Source organism: Mesorhizobium sanjuanii (assembly GCF_002529485.1).
Lineage (GTDB): Bacteria > Pseudomonadota > Alphaproteobacteria > Rhizobiales > Rhizobiaceae > Mesorhizobium > Mesorhizobium sanjuanii.
This window is the reverse complement of sequence record NZ_NWQG01000097.1, coordinates 1-17,666: the sequence shown is the minus strand read 5'-3', so window position 1 is coordinate 17,666 and position 17,666 is coordinate 1. Positions and strand designations below refer to the sequence as shown.

Annotated in this window: 5 protein-coding genes; all 5 read left to right on the top strand. The window is 59.0% G+C overall.

Going from position 1 to position 17,666, the window contains the following annotated elements; genetic code table 11:
* Window positions 1–340 precede the first annotated feature (340 nt).
* Window positions 341–595, top strand: coding sequence for a DUF3768 domain-containing protein (locus CN311_RS33940; RefSeq protein ID WP_245440845.1), 255 nt, complete (start codon window positions 341–343; stop codon window positions 593–595).
* Complete coding sequence (locus CN311_RS33935; RefSeq protein WP_245440844.1) at window positions 592–726, top strand: DUF3768 domain-containing protein; 135 nt, start codon at window positions 592–594, stop codon at window positions 724–726. The genes CN311_RS33940 and CN311_RS33935 overlap by 4 nt, the downstream gene beginning before the upstream one ends.
* A 1,975-nt stretch (window positions 727–2,701) precedes the next feature.
* Entirely contained in the window at window positions 2,702–12,100 is a 9,399-nt protein-coding gene (locus CN311_RS16040) for an AAA family ATPase (protein ID WP_208866510.1), read from the top strand.
* Window positions 12,097–17,394, top strand: a complete 5,298-nt coding sequence (locus tag CN311_RS16035) for a hypothetical protein (protein ID WP_097574749.1) — start codon at window positions 12,097–12,099, stop codon at window positions 17,392–17,394. Before CN311_RS16040 ends, CN311_RS16035 begins: the two co-directional genes overlap by 4 nt.
* Window positions 17,395–17,483: 89 nt before the next feature.
* Window positions 17,484–17,666, top strand: a 183-nt coding sequence (locus CN311_RS33930; protein WP_208866509.1) for a twin-arginine translocase TatA/TatE family subunit, incomplete at its 3' end; no start/stop codon positions are given.

Sequence of the window (17,666 nt, the reverse complement as noted above, 5' to 3'; positions counted from 1 at the left end):
TGAGCACGGCACAACAGCAGGATAGGGGCAGGCGGTTAAACCCCATCCCCGGGACCCGCGGACCGTCGATCGTCAATTGACGACTGCCAATTTCGGCCTGCCTTGGTTCGTTGTTGGCTTGAAATAGGAATATTGTCCTATACCCTGGTCCTAATCGGAGGGGAAACACCCTGGACGTCACGCGTGATGACGTCCTGGAGCTTTCTCCGGCTGACAAGCCGGCGGCTGAATGATTGCGTCTGACGTGGGGTAATGACTCCAAACAGGAACTTGAACGCGGAACTGACCGGCAATGGGCCGGCCAGATAGGACCACTCGTATCCAAGAAAGAGGAAAGACCATGACGAACGAGAAACCAAACATGCTCTTCGGGGAAGCCAATGACATCACTCTGGCTCTCGACGAGACCGTCCTCAAGACCAGACTGCTGAACGACGACCTGAGGATTCGGCGCCTCGGGGGGACCATCGTCATCACCGCCGGCATAGCAGCCCTCGATCCCTCGACGATCAGGGATATCATCTCGACCATCACCATGTTCGATGGTTTCACTCCCGAGAACGATCCCTACGCGAGCACGATTGCGCGGTTATGACGGTCAGCGATATCAAGATCATCTGGAAGATCGACTACTACGACCTAACCCGCCGTTGCCATTCCTCCGACCCCTCCGACCGGAACGTCACATCGCGGGTGATGACGATCATGCGGGCCGACGAGTACTGACGCGCCCTCGCTGCCACAATCACGCGCAGGACGACCGGCCTCTACCGAAACGTTGCTCGACTCACCACCCAAAGCGACCGGGTGCAGAGCTTCTGGAAAGATCACCTGTCGGGGCTCCATCTCGACGATCCGAACCAGATACGCCTCAAGCCGCGCTTGGTGGCCATGTCGTCTTGACATTGTGGCTGATTAAACGTCGCGCCATGGTCGCCGGTGGAAAAGCCCGCTGTGTGCGGCTAAGTTAGGTCAGGGTTCAGTATCGTTATGCCGCAGCATTCTACGGGCTCAACGTCACTCCCTTTACCAGGCAAGTCGCCACGGTATCGTCCACATAGGTATAGCATTTCTTCTGTTCTCCGGCATTGTCAGTCTTAAAAGATTTCGCGGCCGAACACGCCTCCTCCACAGTTGGCTTAGTTGCCAGAACTTCCGGGTATTGTGGCCCCGCCGACTCTGCGTCCCTCACCAGGCAAGTGCCTGTGCCGATATCGCCACGAAATACCGAGTAATCGGCAATTGATTTCGCTGTTGACCCTAGGCACAAAAGAACAGTCACTAGCGGTATGCTAACGATCTTATCCATGGATAGCGTCCCTTCTTATTGCCGATATGTTTCTGCTGGTATAGTATTACATCGCCGCTCATATCTTTCAATTCACAGCGTCGCAGAGCACCTCTGGTTCTACTACTTCAGCCTCCAGAAGATTTCGACCTCTGAAGGGTCGCTGAATGCCGCGGACAGACGACAGCCTACATAAGCTTTGTCGACATGGTTTAGGCTGAAGGCTGCAGAGTTGGGGACCTTCAGCGGCTGACCAGAAGCATCCTTCCAAGTTGTCGAGGACTTTAGGTCCCCGCCCAGCACGATTGCGACGTGACCGTGCGGATCCCCCTCATCACTGCGATCACCGCCTGACCGTTCGCCGCACCTGCAACTGCATTTTGCAAGACAGATTGGTCGTTTGCCAAGCCGAGGGTCGACCAGGTGTCCGTATGAGCACGAACATAGTCTGCGATCTAGTGGCCATTCGTGTCTATTGTGAAGTCATTTACGTCGTTCAACTGCTTGAGCCCCTCAGCAACGAACCAGTTGCAGGCCACTTGATCAATCTGGCTAGCTGTTATCGCATCGCTGTCGAGCGGGCATCGCATCAGCTGGAACAGTGTGTCTCTGGTTGCCTTGGTCGGAGCTGCTTGACCAAAACGCGTTATCGGTATCCATACATCCGCCAAGCGAGGCTGCAGGCCAAAGTCCCGTCGCTAAGCATGCCAGACCGATCGTCAATCTTCGGATCTTCATCATAGTGATCTCCATCTTACGCAATTGATCGCAACGGCGTGACATTTGTGTTCCGGACGCGCATCTTACATATCACTAATATACCTGTGGATTGTGGTCAGGACGAGCCCCTCTGGAATTGAAATTTGATCAAGTATAGCGCCAAATAGCACGACGAGTGAAGGAGTTCTCCCCGGCACCACATCGCCTGGTAGACGCACGTTCTAGATTTAAAGGTTAACAGACCGCTGCGATTAGCCCGTCGACGGGTGGAGCTTGAATTGGCAAGACTAAGCGACGTCGCTGTAGTTGCCGCCGTGTTGCCCGTTGCGCACCCGTCGCGATACTGACCCGCGACCCACGTGTTGGCGAAGTCCTTGCCCAGAAAAATTGTTGGATCGACAATAATTATCTGTCGGTAATATTGCATCTTGGCATCTCATATGAGTAGCATCGGAAAATAGACGGGTTGGAAGATGCTGTTCTTCTAACATGGCCTTGGGGCGGGCGATGCGTCGGGGGACTGGAGTAGGCGGCAAGAGAGTTGAAATCACTCGTCGAGGGTTTCTCGGCGGTGTAGCGGCGACGCCAATCGCCGTCGCGGCTAGTGGGCTATCATATGCCCAAGGTTTCGACGATGTAGATGCGGGGGCAGAACTCTATTTCCTTTTATCGGACGACCAGCGCAGTGTAATTGTGCGACGCATTCCTCCGGTGGATGCGGAGGGAAAGCCGCTACACACCCCTCACCGGGATTGGATAATTGAGGCTACCGCCTTTGGGCCGGATGCCTGGTTTGACTTAGACCGGCAGGACTATCTGGACTGGAACTCGGCGGCGCAGCAGCCGGTCGCCAATGGCGGTCTGGTTCGCCGGCGTCTGTCGGTTCGCGATGTATTGTGGGGTCGCTATGTCCGGGACGAAAGCAAAAAGCCGCTTCAAGCCACGTTCCATTTTGCGCGTGCGGACCGGAGCCATTGGACAGTCGCTGTCGAAACCAATGTGTGGCCCTACAGCGCGACCAGTCCAATCGGTCATGAAGAAAAATCTGAACCGGGACCACTCCACGAGTTCATAAGCGAAGGATCGACCAAACGGCTTTTCGCTACGGTCCCCGCGAAGCAGCTCGATCGTGTGCTGAAAAAGATGTTCGACGAGCAGCTCTCTGCCGCCGGCAACATGACTGTGGGGCTCGATGCCAAGCTGCTGTGGTCACTTGAGCCGGTAGAAGGCCAAGCGCCGCCAATCTCGGCGCTCGGCGGATGTGTCCTGGCGCCGGTTCCAACTGCTGCAAAACCCGCTAAGGGTGCGAGCATAACCGGAGAGGCTCCACTTCGCGCAGGCGACGAAGCAACCAACCCGGCGGCTCCTCTCGGCACGATGACTTTAGGCTGGGTCCTGCCAGAGGGGACTTCCGTTCCTGCGCAACGGCGGCGACTCGTGGCCCGGTGTTCGGCAAAATGGAGAGACCCTCTCACGGTCGTTTCAACCGCCGACGCGCCGCAAATCGCCATTGGTCTTGGTCAATCGGCCGAAACCGGCGATGCGCCATCTGGCGAACTGTATGTAGGACAGCTCGATTCCCTTTCGACCGTTGTCTTGGAAGGCGGCGTCGATCAGAGCGCCATCGTCGCGCTCTTCTCGGCGCCAGTCGCGGTCGTGCAGTGCATCTGGCCTTTGAACGTCGGAACCGGCGATCAGCCGCTGGTGGAGGTTCCGCTGTGCACGGACCTTCCGCTGAATGATGTGACCATCACCAGAATCGTATCGGTGGATGAAGACGGCCGGTCTGTGTGGCGGGACGTCGTAGTCGCCGACGCTGGAGGAAAGCGGTCGCCGCCGCTCAATACCGACCAAACTGCCAAGGCTGAAGGCGGCCTGACAAAGACGAAGTCGGCCGACGCAAGCGCAGAAGATAGCGTTGGTTCATCTCGGTCCATGACCGGCACGGGCACCGACGGAGGAAAGACGCGGGTACGGACTCCGGTTGGCACTATGGTTGTTGGGCCGCTACCAGCAGACACGAGCGCGGCGGTCGAGGAGGAAAGAGAGGGCGAGACAGAGGCAGAGCGCCACGCCCGCAAGGTGGCGCAGAAATTCGACGCGGTGTCGGCTGCTGCAATTGGTGACCGGGGAGGAATTTCCAGCCGTACGTTCTACTTGCTCGTCGACCGGACATCTGGACCGACTGTGGTCAAGTCAAAACAGCCAAGCCAGACAAGTCAGGCGAAAGCCGCCGGCCCAACCAGCAAGACCGCAAAGCGCACGGGCGACGCCGTGCGAAGACTGTATGCGGATGTGGCGCTGTACGACCTCGGAATTGCGCTGTCGGGAACAAGCGACAGCTCCATGACGTTTGCGGGAAGCCATTTCAGGTTCGACTATGGCGATGGCCTGGAGCTACCCTCGCTCATTTTGCCGGAGGTCGCGTGGAGCACGCCCGATGGTCATCTCTGGCTTGGCAATCCCGACAAGGCAGGCGAGATCGCCTCGCTCGATCTCGGTCGTGCGAAACTCCATGCGCGCCGCGATAGCGATCTGGTCGACCTGCGGTTTCAGTTTGCCGATTTCATCCTTGTCTTTTCTAAGGTCGATCCAACCGACGGCTCGCCGCCCAGGATCGAGCGCATGTTGCGTCCTTCCCGCGCCGATGCGCGACAGACCGTCGTAAGCAGGCTGGGCGACAACCTCGAAGATGACACGGTCGAACATGATCCTCGCGACGATTATGTGATCGACGCGCGGCCCATCCTAGCAGTCGAATTCCCGCCCCAGCACGTCATGGAGGAAGCATTCTTCCGCCAATCTCCCGGACCGCTGCCTGACGTTCCCTGGCCGAAGGACGAGGGAAATCTCGAGTCATTCATCCAAAAGCTTAAGATCGAACCCAAGCTTGAGGAGCGCGCCAAGCTTCGAGCAAACATTGCAGACAAGAAGGTGAAATTTGAGGCCGATAATATCACCGAGCCCGGCGATCGGTTGTTTGGAAAGCTGCGGACCGAGCTGCTCGATTCCAAATTTGACGGTCTCCTTCCAGACGATCAGCGCCAGTATATCGGGCCCTACGAGATATCGGCCAAGGCGATCATAGCAGCTCGCGAGTGGCAGGCCGGAGAATTGGACAAGATCCTGGCACAGGTCATCGTCAGGATGCTTGCCGAGGCGGGAAAGGTCAAAAGCCAGGATGCCGACCAGCAGTCCCTTGAAAGCTTGCTGAAGGCTGAAGCTGACGCCGAGCGGGCATTTCCGCTGTACAGATTGTGGCGCGATTCCTTCCGGACCTACGCGATCAAGGAAGGTGCGGCCGATTCCGATCCAGCGAAAGCCGAATTTATCAATCGTAACCGCACGCCGGTGCCGGACAACGAGCTTCTGCCAAAACCGGACTTTCAGGACACATTTACGGCTGTGTTCATCAACGAGATGTCGGGTCGGGAACCCTATGATAGGCTTGCGATGGCCCGGCTATCGGGCCGCACCTTGTTGTCCTTCCGGGTCAACATCGAGGCAGCGCCAGGCGACTCCGGGGAGGTCAATGGCTTGCCGCGCCACCCCGTGAATGGGCCGGGATCTCCTGGCCCCGGGGTCCAACGGTTTGGCGCGATACCCTTTACATTCGAGGAGCTGACGAACTGGTCGCGGCATGAGCCGCATGTCAATGTCAGGGCCAGAAAGCTTTACGAGCCGCTGAAGTCGGGCGCCATTCCGCCGGTTGTCGGGCGAGTTGCAAGCGTGGACGACGAGGCGATCCTGGTTCAGCAGGGCTTCAAACGCGGTGCCAAAATCTCCGAAGCACATCTCGGACAGGTGCGCGCGAGTTTGAGCAATCGCCCGGCGGGCCTGGAGACTCGGATCGAGCTTCCGGCGCGTGTCATCCTCTCGACGGCCCAGAACGCGATCTGGCAAGCGCCGCGCAAAATAAGGAAACCCAAGCCAAAAGGCGGCGAACTGGATCTGTTCGAGACTGTCCCCGTCTTGGCGTCCGAGTCGGCGATCGAAACTGGCAAGAAGGACTATACTTCATATGAACCGCTATGGACTGCGCGGCTTATCACCAAAGACGCCGAGCCCAGCCTGAGAGCCATCTGGTCCCCGGACGTCCGTCCCGAGGCGATTGGCTATGTGACGCCCGGCGGTGCCGGGGTCCCTCGTCTTGCAGGTCCGCCGCCGCGCGGACCATGGGCACCGTGGGTGCTGCGGCGCGAGCAGATCGACGGCGTTCGTGTAAGCCCGAGCGACGTTAAGGCAGCTGAAGATTATCTCGAGTCCGGAAAACGACCGGAGCAGCGTGACTATACCAACGAGTCGGTTTGCAAGGACCCGAAGGGCAATCTGCCGGAATATCTGCAAGCGGTGTCGACCATACCGCGTCCCTCGCCAACGATGTTCCAGCGAATCTGCGAGATGCTCTGGCTGCGTAAACTTTACAACAGCGACGCAGAGCTTCACTCGTTCCGCACCTCGCTCGACGCCTATGATCGGCACGAGCTGGTGCTTTTGTCATCGGCCTATGGCTTGCCGGTCACCGGACGCCGCCAGCAGATCGGCACTAGCGATTCCAAGGCGGGTGACCTCGTGGAACGATCCGGGCAATTTGCTCCCGGAGCCGATTTCCACATGACCGACGCACATCGCGATGTGGCATTCTACCGGCCGAAACCGCTTGATGTCGCAGAACTTGCATTGAGCGCCGTCGGCGGTTTCCTCAATCACGACACCAATTTTCTGCCTCCCGCACCCGGCATCAACTATGAAGGCCGCTCGATGTTCGACGGCTTGTCGATCGAACGGTGGCAACATCTTATCGTTCTAGGCCGCGACATTCTCGCGACCGTTGTGTATTCCGGCTACTTGTTCCCGCTCGGCCACAAGGCATCGCTCGTGAAGATCACCGAGCGCGTGCTGGTCAAGATGGACATGGGCACATCGGCCCAAACGGAAAAACGGAAGGACCAAGCATGCGACTTTGAGATCAAAGCGGTGCTGCGTCAGAGAATGTTCGTCCGCGTGTCGGCGCCGACAAAGAAGTACCCCGCTGTTGGCCAGCCGAACAAAGGACGGCAGTGGTGTTCGGAAGACGTGACGATGCTTACACGGGAGACGCCCGACATCGTCGACCCAACGCTTGAGTTCGATACGCAGGCTTCAAAAACAAGTCCGAGCGGGCGGATATTCCTGGAGAACCAGCCAGGTCTGGCGTTCTGGCCGCAGATCGCGATGACGCCGGATGCGCGCGTACAGTTCGAGTTCCTCGTTGATGGCCGTCGCACCAAAATGCCGCTCATCTTCGTCGACCGGATTGCTGCCAAGAACGAGACGGCTCTCAGGGCTTTGTTTCAGCATTACCACGGTTTGGAGGAGGAGTGGCGCACCTGCATGATGGGTGGCCAGACCCTGCGCTACGCCGAGTCGGTCAAGGACGGCGACACATCGTTCTCGACGGAAAAGGTCGTGCTTTCCGTCGAGGGACGGTCCAGTAGCGACCTGGCAACATGGCCGGGCCAGAACGACCTTACGACCAACAACGGTGTGCTGGAGGGCGCCGACCAGCCGCCCTTCTATCCGGTGATGTCGTACGCGAACATCCGCATAGAGCAGGCCGAGACCATGTCAGGTGCGGCCATTGGAGCGGTCAGGGTGCGGTTCGACGGAAGTTACGTTCTGGGTGGGTTTCCGGCGAGGCCTGACGGGTATGCAGGCGCCAGTGAACCGACGGCGGGAGACAACTCCGCGGCCAGCAAAGCCGCCGGAAACAACCTTGCGGAAGCGTTCCTCTATGTCGACGGATCCGTCCTGCCAAAAATGAGCATGGGCCCGAATGGCAATCAGTCCGGGGGGGTTGGTCGGCCCAATATGGATATTGTTGGGTTGAGCCGTTCTAAAGGCATTCTCGGCGCCCAGCCTCAACAGAAAGTTTACGACTACAAACCGTCCGATACCGGGTTGTTCAGTGAATTTAAGACTGGCGGGCCGGTTGTGTCGGTAGCGCGATATTTCTCGGTGCCGCCGCCCCAAACGCCACCTGCAGCGCCAGCTGCAGGCGGCCCGCCGCCTCCACCGTCTGAGAGCAGTTCGACGACGAGCGTTTTCGAGAGTTTCTTCAGCGCCGATGCCAAGTTGCTGGGCGTCATATCGTTCCAGTCCCTGATGAAGCTGCTGACGCTTGTTGGCGGCGTTAATGCGATTCCGGCCCTGCAAGAGGCCGTGGAATACGGTTCGCAGGCGCTTAGCCGTCTTCAGGAGGGCGCGGCGGATGCGCTGTCTTTTCTTCAAGCGGAGGTTCTGTCACCACTTCTGGTTCTGGTTCGAACGGCGCGCAAGGAATGGTCGCAACTCGACGACCTTCAGACAAAGGCGCAAAAGGATGCGTTCAAAGCCCTTCAGTTAATCACGCCGAACATCAAGGCGACATCGCTGGCCAAGCTCTATCCAGAGATTGACAGGGGTCTGAACGATCTGGAAGCCACGCTCATCGCGGCGATAGCTGAGACCGATCCTGTCGTAATCGTGGGGCGTTTGGCGGCGGTCCACGAAGCGGGCCGTCGTTTCATGCGTGAACTGGCGCGACTGGCGGCAAACCCGGTCGAACGCCTTGAGCAGGCGGCCCGGGCTCAGATCGACACGATCGGCGGAGACATCAAGGCGAAGGTCGACGCCTATCAAAAAGTCGCCACCGACCTTGTTGGCGCTCTACAGCAATCGGTTGAGCAGAAAATCCTGTCTATCCAGGCAAGCCTGATTGCCTATCTGATCGACCAATTGCCGTGGCAGGACATCGAGGCGATCGAACGGGCTACGGAGCAGGACAGCAATCTTCAAGAGCTCGCAGCGGCCCTTCTCGTGGAATTGAAGAAGATCAAGGTCGATCTCAAGAGTGTCGGCCAAGGGCTCAGGGATGGAACCCTTGATCCTGCGCAGGCGCTAAAGGAAACGGTCAGTAAGGTTATCGGCAGCGCAATAGCTGCAACCGAGACCGAGGATGTCACTAATCTCCTTAAGCCCTCAATTGCTGGGATCGCATACCTGTTCCCAGATCACGAGAATGCAAAGGAGGTGCTACGGGCAGCCCTGGCTGCCTATCGGGAACGCTTAAGAATCGCCGAGACGAAAGCGGACCAGTGGATCGACGGCAATGCGCCGCCGCTAGAATGGGCGGCATGGGTAGCAAGGGTGCGCATTGTACGACGCCTGGTGGCCGTTGCGCGGGATCTTCTTCAGGCCAAGGACCCTAGGCAGATATTCTTTCTTCTGGTCCAGCTTGGCAGCGAATATCTAGGCGTGAACATCGTCGCCTTGGAGGAAAGTAATATCCAGGAAGAGGTCAGGCGGCGGCTTACAGCTTTTGTCAACGACGCCGTTAAGAGCCTTGTCGCATTGGCCAGCCCGACCGTGACCGCCGGCAAGATCGATCCACTATTGCCCGATTTCGTGATCGGAGCTTGCGTTGCGAAGCTGCCTGTCGGCGCGCGCGCCGACACCAAACCGGGGGACGTCGCCACGGCAAATACTGCCGCAAAGGATGTTGCCGCCCGGATCGACCAAGAGTTCGCCACATCGGCGCCAGCGCATTTCCTGGCCGGATTCGCAAAGTCCGTCTTGGACAGTTTTGATGCTTCTGACGAGCTGACGAAAGCGTCACAAGACCTCGCGAACCTGTCACCGCTCCCAGCCGAGATCAAAGCATTTCCGGCCGCAGTCGAAGACTTAAGGGCGGTCCTGCCTCTTTACCGCGAGTTGTTTTGTGAGACGGTCACATTGGTTGGGCAAGCCCAATCAGCTCATCGCGAACTCGTCAGGATGGTGCAGGCTGCGGGCGTATCCGGGATACTCCATGCCAACGCGTTTGGGCCTGCGCTCGCGCGTCTGCAGGTCCTGGCGAAAGAGATGGGGCAGGGCCTCAGCCGGACACGCATTCTGCTCACGACCATCATCGACAAGCTGTCGCCACATCTGGAGGCGATCACTGCGGCCGCAGCGTTGGCCGCGTTAGCAACTGCACTCCAGCTTGACGAAACGAAGCTTAAGACCGAGGTCGCGAAATGGGACAAATCGGTCGCGCTTAGCCTACGGCTAGCGCTCAAGTCGATCTTCCGCGGCGCCGGAATCTTTGCGAGCGCGGCGTCCGTGGACGCCAACGAGGTGTTCTCGTTCGGGGAGGGGATCATCAACTCAATCCCCAAGGCGCTCGATCCCGAGCGCGCGAATCTCGCCGCTGCACTGGCGAAACTGAAGACTGACACCACAGATCTTGCGAAATCGATCTCCCAATTGCAGATCGAGCCGCCTTTGGATGCGACGCCCGACCCAACGGTAAAGGGCCTGCTTGGCGCCAAACTCACAGGCACAGGCACTACCGTCGCAGAGGCTTTCAAGGATGCTTCTCCATTGGCCCGCACCGACGCGATCGAGTCCGCCGTCGAAGATTTCTCGACAGCCTACGCCGCTCTTGCGGGTCGCATCGAAGGGATACCGCAGACGCTCGCCCTTGATCTTTTGGACGCTCCGGTTCTCGAACTTCTAAAGGCCCTCAAGACGGGCTATCAAGAGATCACCAAGATCCGGGCGGGCATACTCGAAAATGTCAACGAGCTGCCCATTGCGGCCGCCGCGACGGTCAGGCAGGCGCTGCTCGTTCAGCCCTTGTCCGACGCGTGCAATCCGCTCGAGCCTGGATGCGACAAGCTCTTCGAAGAGAGCAAGGCCGTCGACGTGCTTGCAAGCATGCCTAACCCGGTCACCGTCGGCCGCAATCTGCTTCAGGCTTACTGCCAATCTATATCCGACGGGCGATCGGCCGTCGAACAGATCGCCAGCCACATTGGCGACATTCTGGATAACATCGCCCGCGGCAATCTCGCGGCGCTGGTCGACATCGCTGCGATGCGGGACCAGGTCGAGGAGCTGATCTCGCAGCTCATCCCGGTCAAGCGCACTCTGAAATATGATCTGGGTTTCGATTTCGACGCCGCCAAGGTCGCGCGCGTTACCGGCGGCATCTTCACCCCAAAGGCGCCGAGCCGCTTCGAGCTCTCGATGGTCGCGACGATCGACTTGCTTAAGGCGAAGGCCGACATGAAGGCGAAGGGGTTGATCGGTCCCTTCAACGTCAAGCTGATTGGCGAAATATTCGATGCTGTAGAGCTGATCTTCGACGGCGTCGATTTCGGCTTCGAGCTAGGCGGCTCGCCCCGTTTCGACGTTCACTACAACGACTTCAAGATCGGCAAGAAGCTCGAATTCGTCCAGAAGCTGCAGGTCTACATGTCGCCTTCGAAGGACGGCAGCGGCTTCTTCATCGAGCCGATGCGCGGCAGGCCAGGCATCCTGGCCGGATATGGCATCAACCTCGGCACGATCCAACTTGGCGGGATCGCCTTCTCCAATATTCTGCTCAATGCGGCAGCCGAGCTCCCGTTCGACGGCGATGCGGCGATGTTCCGCTTCGCGCTGGGGCGCACACTTGCACCGTTCCTGATTTCGGTTCCGCCTTACGGAGGCGGGGGCTATGTCGCGATCTTTGCTGATGCTCAAGGGTTTCGGGGCGTAGAGGCTTCACTCGAATTTGGTGGTGTTGCTGACTTTTCGACTGGTCCGCTTGTGGCGAAGGGCAGGATAACGGCCGGCTTCTTCATCCGTTCAATGAAGGTGCCGATCCCGGGCGGCGGCATGCGCACTGTGACCGACATTTACGGGACGTTCTTCGCCGGCGGCGAAGCCAGCATCTGGATATTCAGCTTCTACGCTTCGCTCTACGTCCGCCTTGGCATGAAGGGCGGCGGCACCATGGAAGGTGTGGCAACTTTCACTTTCTCCTTTTCGATGGGCATCGTCGACTACGATTTCTCTGTGACGATGCGGCACGAGCGGCAAGCCATCGGCAGCGGCGGCGGAACACAGTCGATCAGTAACGACGATAGAGCTGGCTACGCCGTTCCCGACGGTGTCGATGCGTCAACCATCACACGAAGCACAGCGTCGGGCCAAACGATGGCGCCCAACGTGGAGCCGGTCGTAAGCCCGTTCGGCGAAGCAACGATGTCAGAATTCCTCTCCTATTTTGATCTTGACCTACTCAAGTCGGTGGCCAGCAAATGACCGAGATGCCGAAAGTCAAACCGGTGCTGCGCCTGGTGCCCAACGGCTTCTCCAACGGCAAGCTTCGCATGACATTGATCGTCACGCCGGCCAGGGCGACGAATGGCATTCCCATAAACGAATGGCCGAGCAGGATCCGGTCCTTGATCGTCAATGCGTCGAACCAGGTGGACGTCTATCAAGTCGTGGCGACGGAACCGACGGCCAAGGCAGGGCAACCGCGCCCGGCAATGATTCTACAATCTGGATTACCCCAGACTGATCAAGGCAAGATTAACAAAGCCTGGTCGACACTTGGCGTCTGGGACGGCACTGAACAGATTGCCGAACGGTGGGAGACGCTGCTCAAGACGATCGATCTGTCGCTTGCATCGCAGAGTTTTGCCAATGGCCTCGCCACGCCTGTGTCCTCCACGCAAGTGGACCTGCACGCGGATGACTCATCCTACAAGGAGCAGCCGGTCAAGCCGGGCGAGACGCTGACGGTGAAGGCCGTGCATCCCGTCCGTCAAGGAGACCTGGCGTTGGGGCTCGAGGTAAATCGTGCCGTCCGTGTCCACGAACGCGTCGTTTCAGGCGCGCCGCAACCGCGCAGGCTGCGGGATCCGGCTGTATCGGACACCAGCGATGTCGATGCGAGCTACGTCCTGAAGCCAAAGGACGACAAAAAGGCAGTCGTTACACAAATGGCGGGTGCGATCGACGCGGAAATCGCAGCTCAAAAGCGCGCCGAACTGATAGCCGCGCTCGCGGTGGTTCAGGGGATGCAATCCGCGGCAGATACGATCACGTGCAATCCCATACCCAAGCCGAAGCTCGGCGATGATTTTACGCCACCGCTCGAGCAAGCACAGGCCAGCCACACGGCTGGAACCTGGCCTCAGAAAGGCACGACGACTACCGCTCAAGACGACAATGTTGATCGCCTTGTCGCGTCTTATCAGGCCATCGTCTCCTCGCCTGTCTGGGCGCGGTTCTTCGGCTTTGCCTTTGACGTCGAGCTGCCCAATCCGGTCGCCGGAGAAAGCTGGGTCTCGGCGGGCGGCGATCCAGCCTTCACAATTGCGGCAAGAACAAATGACAGGCGGCTGGATCCGGGAGAACCTGCCAAGGACGTCAACCGGGTCTGGACAGCGGTTGGCACGGATGGCTGGCCACGCTCCGACACATCGTCGAACCTCTCCGAAGGCCTTTTTAGGATGAGTGTCGAATGCTCCGATAAAACGCAATTGCCGCGCTACGATGTCGTGACGCTGGATGTGCGCCACGCCGCCGAAGCCGCTGTAAGGCCCTTGAGCCCCGACGGGGGGGAACAGCGCGGTTTTCGAACGGCTGGGATGACACTGATCGATCGACGCCGGGCAGAAGATGTGCGCGGCCAGATCGGCCGCACATCCACGAACGGGGGTAAGGCGGTCATAACGCTCTTCGCCGACGATTTGGTGGTGGGCCGCCGACTCGACGCGGGGATCGAACGTGGCTCATCAATTGCTTGGCGCGCGCTTGGAGCCAGGAGCGTTTCTTACGGACTGCGCGGCGATGACGACACGGGCGACTACTTCTTTCCCTTGGACGTCGAGGACCAGATATTGCAACCGCGCCAAGCCTCCGGCACCCGCACGATAGAGGAAGCGATCATTTATCCTGCCGCGCGTCTGGCGCCGAGCCCTGGTGGGACTGCAGTTGACAGAGATGTCTTCGTCGATGAGGCCTATGCCACGTGGGCCGGCGCTCCCATGGGCGTCAGCACGGCGCCGCCGATCGCCACTGAAGGGGACAGAAAGGTCGAAAACAAGGTTGCCTTCTTGCAGCGGCAGAATTTGCCGACGGTCGGCGGCAATCAGGTCTTCACAACGGCAGCGTTGGCGCCGCCGTTACGCTATGGGTACGGCTATCGGTTTGGCATGCGGGCGGTCTTCCTTGGAGGCCATTCGTTGAGCGTCGATGTCGCCGACGACCTCTACAACCGCGACAAACAAGCCTTCACGTATCCCTCAGACCCGAAATTAGACCACAAAAGCTATCCGACACGCCGTTTCGTGCGCCACGAGGCGATCGGCGCGCCAATGGTTCTTCTTCCGGGATCCGTCCTTGGCACATCGATCAGCGACATGGACTTTGAGACTGTTCAGTCTGCGGTTTTGCGAAGTCTGCCGAAGGGCTATGCCCAGCCGGCCCAGTTAGAACCCAAGGTGCGAGGCCGGCCGTACGTCACGGCGACCGACCGCATGTCGTCTGAGACTGTCGTTCGAATATTCGTTCCGCCGCAAGTCGCATTGGAAGAGTTGCTCCGCGCTGGCAAACTGGATGCCTCCAAAAACCGCGCAACGGTTATCGCCGGCGGCCTTGCCGGGGTCGCTTTTGGCGTATTCAGGCCAAAGAGCGGAACGCTCAAGGATCCTACCCGCCAGGGCGGCTTCCCAATTGCGATGATCGATGAACAGCGCGCCTTCGGCTTCGAACCGACGCGGCGCAAACTTATTCCGGGCTGGAACCGCGAAACAACCGGCGACAAGCCCGAGCCGGCACCACGTGGCGCCGCGATCTTCGCGGGTACCGAGCTGTTGGCAAAGTCGGGGGCCGACGCAGCGTTCATCCGGCGGCCATATTATCCTGACCCTTATGCGCAACGGATGTTTCTCCGGCTTCGCCGCCGCAGCGATGGTCGGTATGTCGGCCCTGCCCGCGAAGTAGCCGTCTACGACGAAAAATCCGTCTATCCAAATGCGATGCCAACGGTCGTCGTCATCAAAAAGGCGGACGAGAACTCGGTGGCCGGCGAGGACAGCTTCGGGGCACCGGTGACGATCACCACCGACGGAAACACATTCGGACAGTCCGGAAGTCAACGTGCGCAGAAGATTGAACTGACCTTGTCCCAGGGCGCGGACTTCGATCTTGAGGCGTTCTATCTGCCATCTGCAAAGGACCTGGCCCAAAATTTCGCGCTGACCGAGATGATCGGGGCTTATAGGCTGGACAAGGGCATCCTTCGGAGCTCAGCGCCGACTTCAGGCTCCGACGCTGATGCGGTTTCCGAGCACGTCACGACCGGTTTTTTCAACGTTCCCAACGACGCTGAGCTTGAATCGATCGCGACGGAGCTCATCGCTTATGCCAGTGCGTTGCCCAGCTCGCCGGTGGAAAACTCCATAACGAATGCGGCTGCGGCAACCGCACCAGCCGTCGAATTGGATGGCGGCGGGCCGATTGAAGACATTGCGGGTTTTGTGACAGTGCGTGTTGCGCATGCGGTAAACCGGCCGCTCACGCCAGCTAAGTTTGACAGTGAAGGTTCCGAGTTTCGCATCTACCGCACGGGTTTGAACGCCTCATCTGTTGATGACACGCTCGTTGGTGGCCCAGACGACGTTCCTCGTCGGCCGGTCGTTAATCCCGTCCTGGACATGACCCAAGTTGAGGAATTCCGCCGCAAGTTGGACAATCGGCCGGGCAGCAACAGTTATGTCCTTTCCGGGCGCGTCGCTTTCGACCGCCGGACGACGTCGGCGATCGAGATCCTCGCCACCTGTGTTTCCCCGCGGGATGTGCTGATTGACGATCCTTCCCGCCGCCGTGCACCAAAGGCGCGCGTTGCGGGGGCCTGGCCCAACAAGACGGTGGTGCTTGACGAAAAGAACGTGAGGATTCCACCCAAGAGAGTTCCGGCGGACGAGCTCGACGTCTACGGGTTCAGTAAGATCGACTTGGCGACAGGCAAGGTGTCGCTGCACCGGTCCGAAGTTATGTTGCTGCGGATTGACAATCTTGGCGGCCCCGGTTTGGGGCCTCTCGTTCCGCCGGGTACCAAAGGCTCAGGGGCGGCGGCCAAGTCCGAGGATGTCATTGAGCTCTCGCTTGCACATCTGGCGGCCATGATCGGGAAGCCTGTGGTCGAAGAAGGCGGTGCGACGCTGTTCACCGCATCGCAACTTCACGCTTTCCCAGACTCCAAGGCTCGTCACCTTCAGCTTCGGCTCAGGGCGGTGTCACGTTTCGGTCCCGATTTCGAGACCGCGGCTCGTTGGACCAATGACGATGACAGCGCACTGCCAGTTGTGCGTGTGAGGCAGCCGCTGCAGCCTCCTGAACAGTCTGTTGAGAGCGCGGCGCCGCCTGGCTCGACCGGCAGCGCTCCTCCCGACCCCAACGGCACAATTACCGTCTGGCTTCCCTCTAGCGTCCGGCCCGCCAAGTGCGCGTGCCTTTCGCCGGTGCCGGTATTTCGCATAACCACCGACGACGATGTTTTGGGAGGCAAGCTTACCCGCGACGCCGGCGTGCGCATCTACCTTGAGCGCGGGTGGTTCGCGTCAGGCGAAGGTGAGCTGCTTGGCGTTATTGTTCCGTCTGCTGATGTGGTGGCGCAGCAGTTGGCAGGGACCGCATCCGACGAACAGTTCGGACCGATTGGGCCTTTCATCTCCCGTTGGGGAGGTGATCCGATACGCCAGGACCATGCGCAGTTGTGCGAACCTCTTACCCAGAAGACATTTCAAGGTAAGGACCGGCCGTGGGAGGGCAGCGCACCAATACTGGTCGAAGACGTTGTCGTGCCGATCCAAATTCCCAGGCCGCCAGGGGCGCAAGACAATGTCACCGTTCTGGAAAAGACGGACCTTCTCACCTTCGAACCTCGTTTCGATGTCGACCGCGAGCAATGGTTTGTTGATCTCCGGATACCGGCCCCGATGACACCCAATCTGTTTGTGCGGCTCGGGTTGGTTCGTTATCAGCCAAATGCGATCAGCAAGGATCTACAGGTCTCAGAGCCGGTTGTTGTCTGGTCTCAGCTGTTTCCCGAGCGGTCGTTGGATGCGACTGTGTTCGATCTGGGGGAGGAATACCAGTTCGAGGCGACGGTTTCCGGACCTACCCATAAAGGCGTCCACATTCCAAAGAACCCTGTCCCTGAAGACAAGGAAGCGGAGGGTCGGAAACTGCTACTCGGTCGGCCAACGGTCCGGTTTCGGCTTGTCCATGAGTGCGGTGAAGGCGATGACCTTCGGCGGACTGAGATTAGGAGCTGGAAGGGGGCGCTTGGTAACGATAGCGAAAGTCTCGCCAGGTGCAAATGGGTAAAATGTATCCCGAAGTCCGAACTAAGCTTGTTCGGCAAGGGTACGGTCTACGTCTATGCTGAAGAAATCGAGACATTCATGCCGGCGACCTATGCGAGAGAGCCAGTCTATGTGGAAGATATCTTCTCGCCTGAGACATATGTCCATTCAGGCCCGCGGTTTGCCGCTCGGGTGAATATAAGGACCTATTCTGAGGACGATTGGAAAAAATAGTGAGGCAACCGACAGAAAGCGCTTGTTCTTGAGACGCCACGACTGGTGATCTTATCTGAGCGGCTGAATTCGGTTCTTTGGAGGATGAAATGGGTTTGGCGAGCGCTTGGCACTGGCTAATTGTGGGCCTCATCTTGCTTGTGATCTTTGGACGGGGGCAGGTATCGAGACTCCTGGGCGATATCGGCCAGGGATCGGCACATTCAAGCGGACGCTACGCGACGGCGCGAACGTGCGCTCCGCAGATCGTAACGCCAGAGGCGGTTCGATGG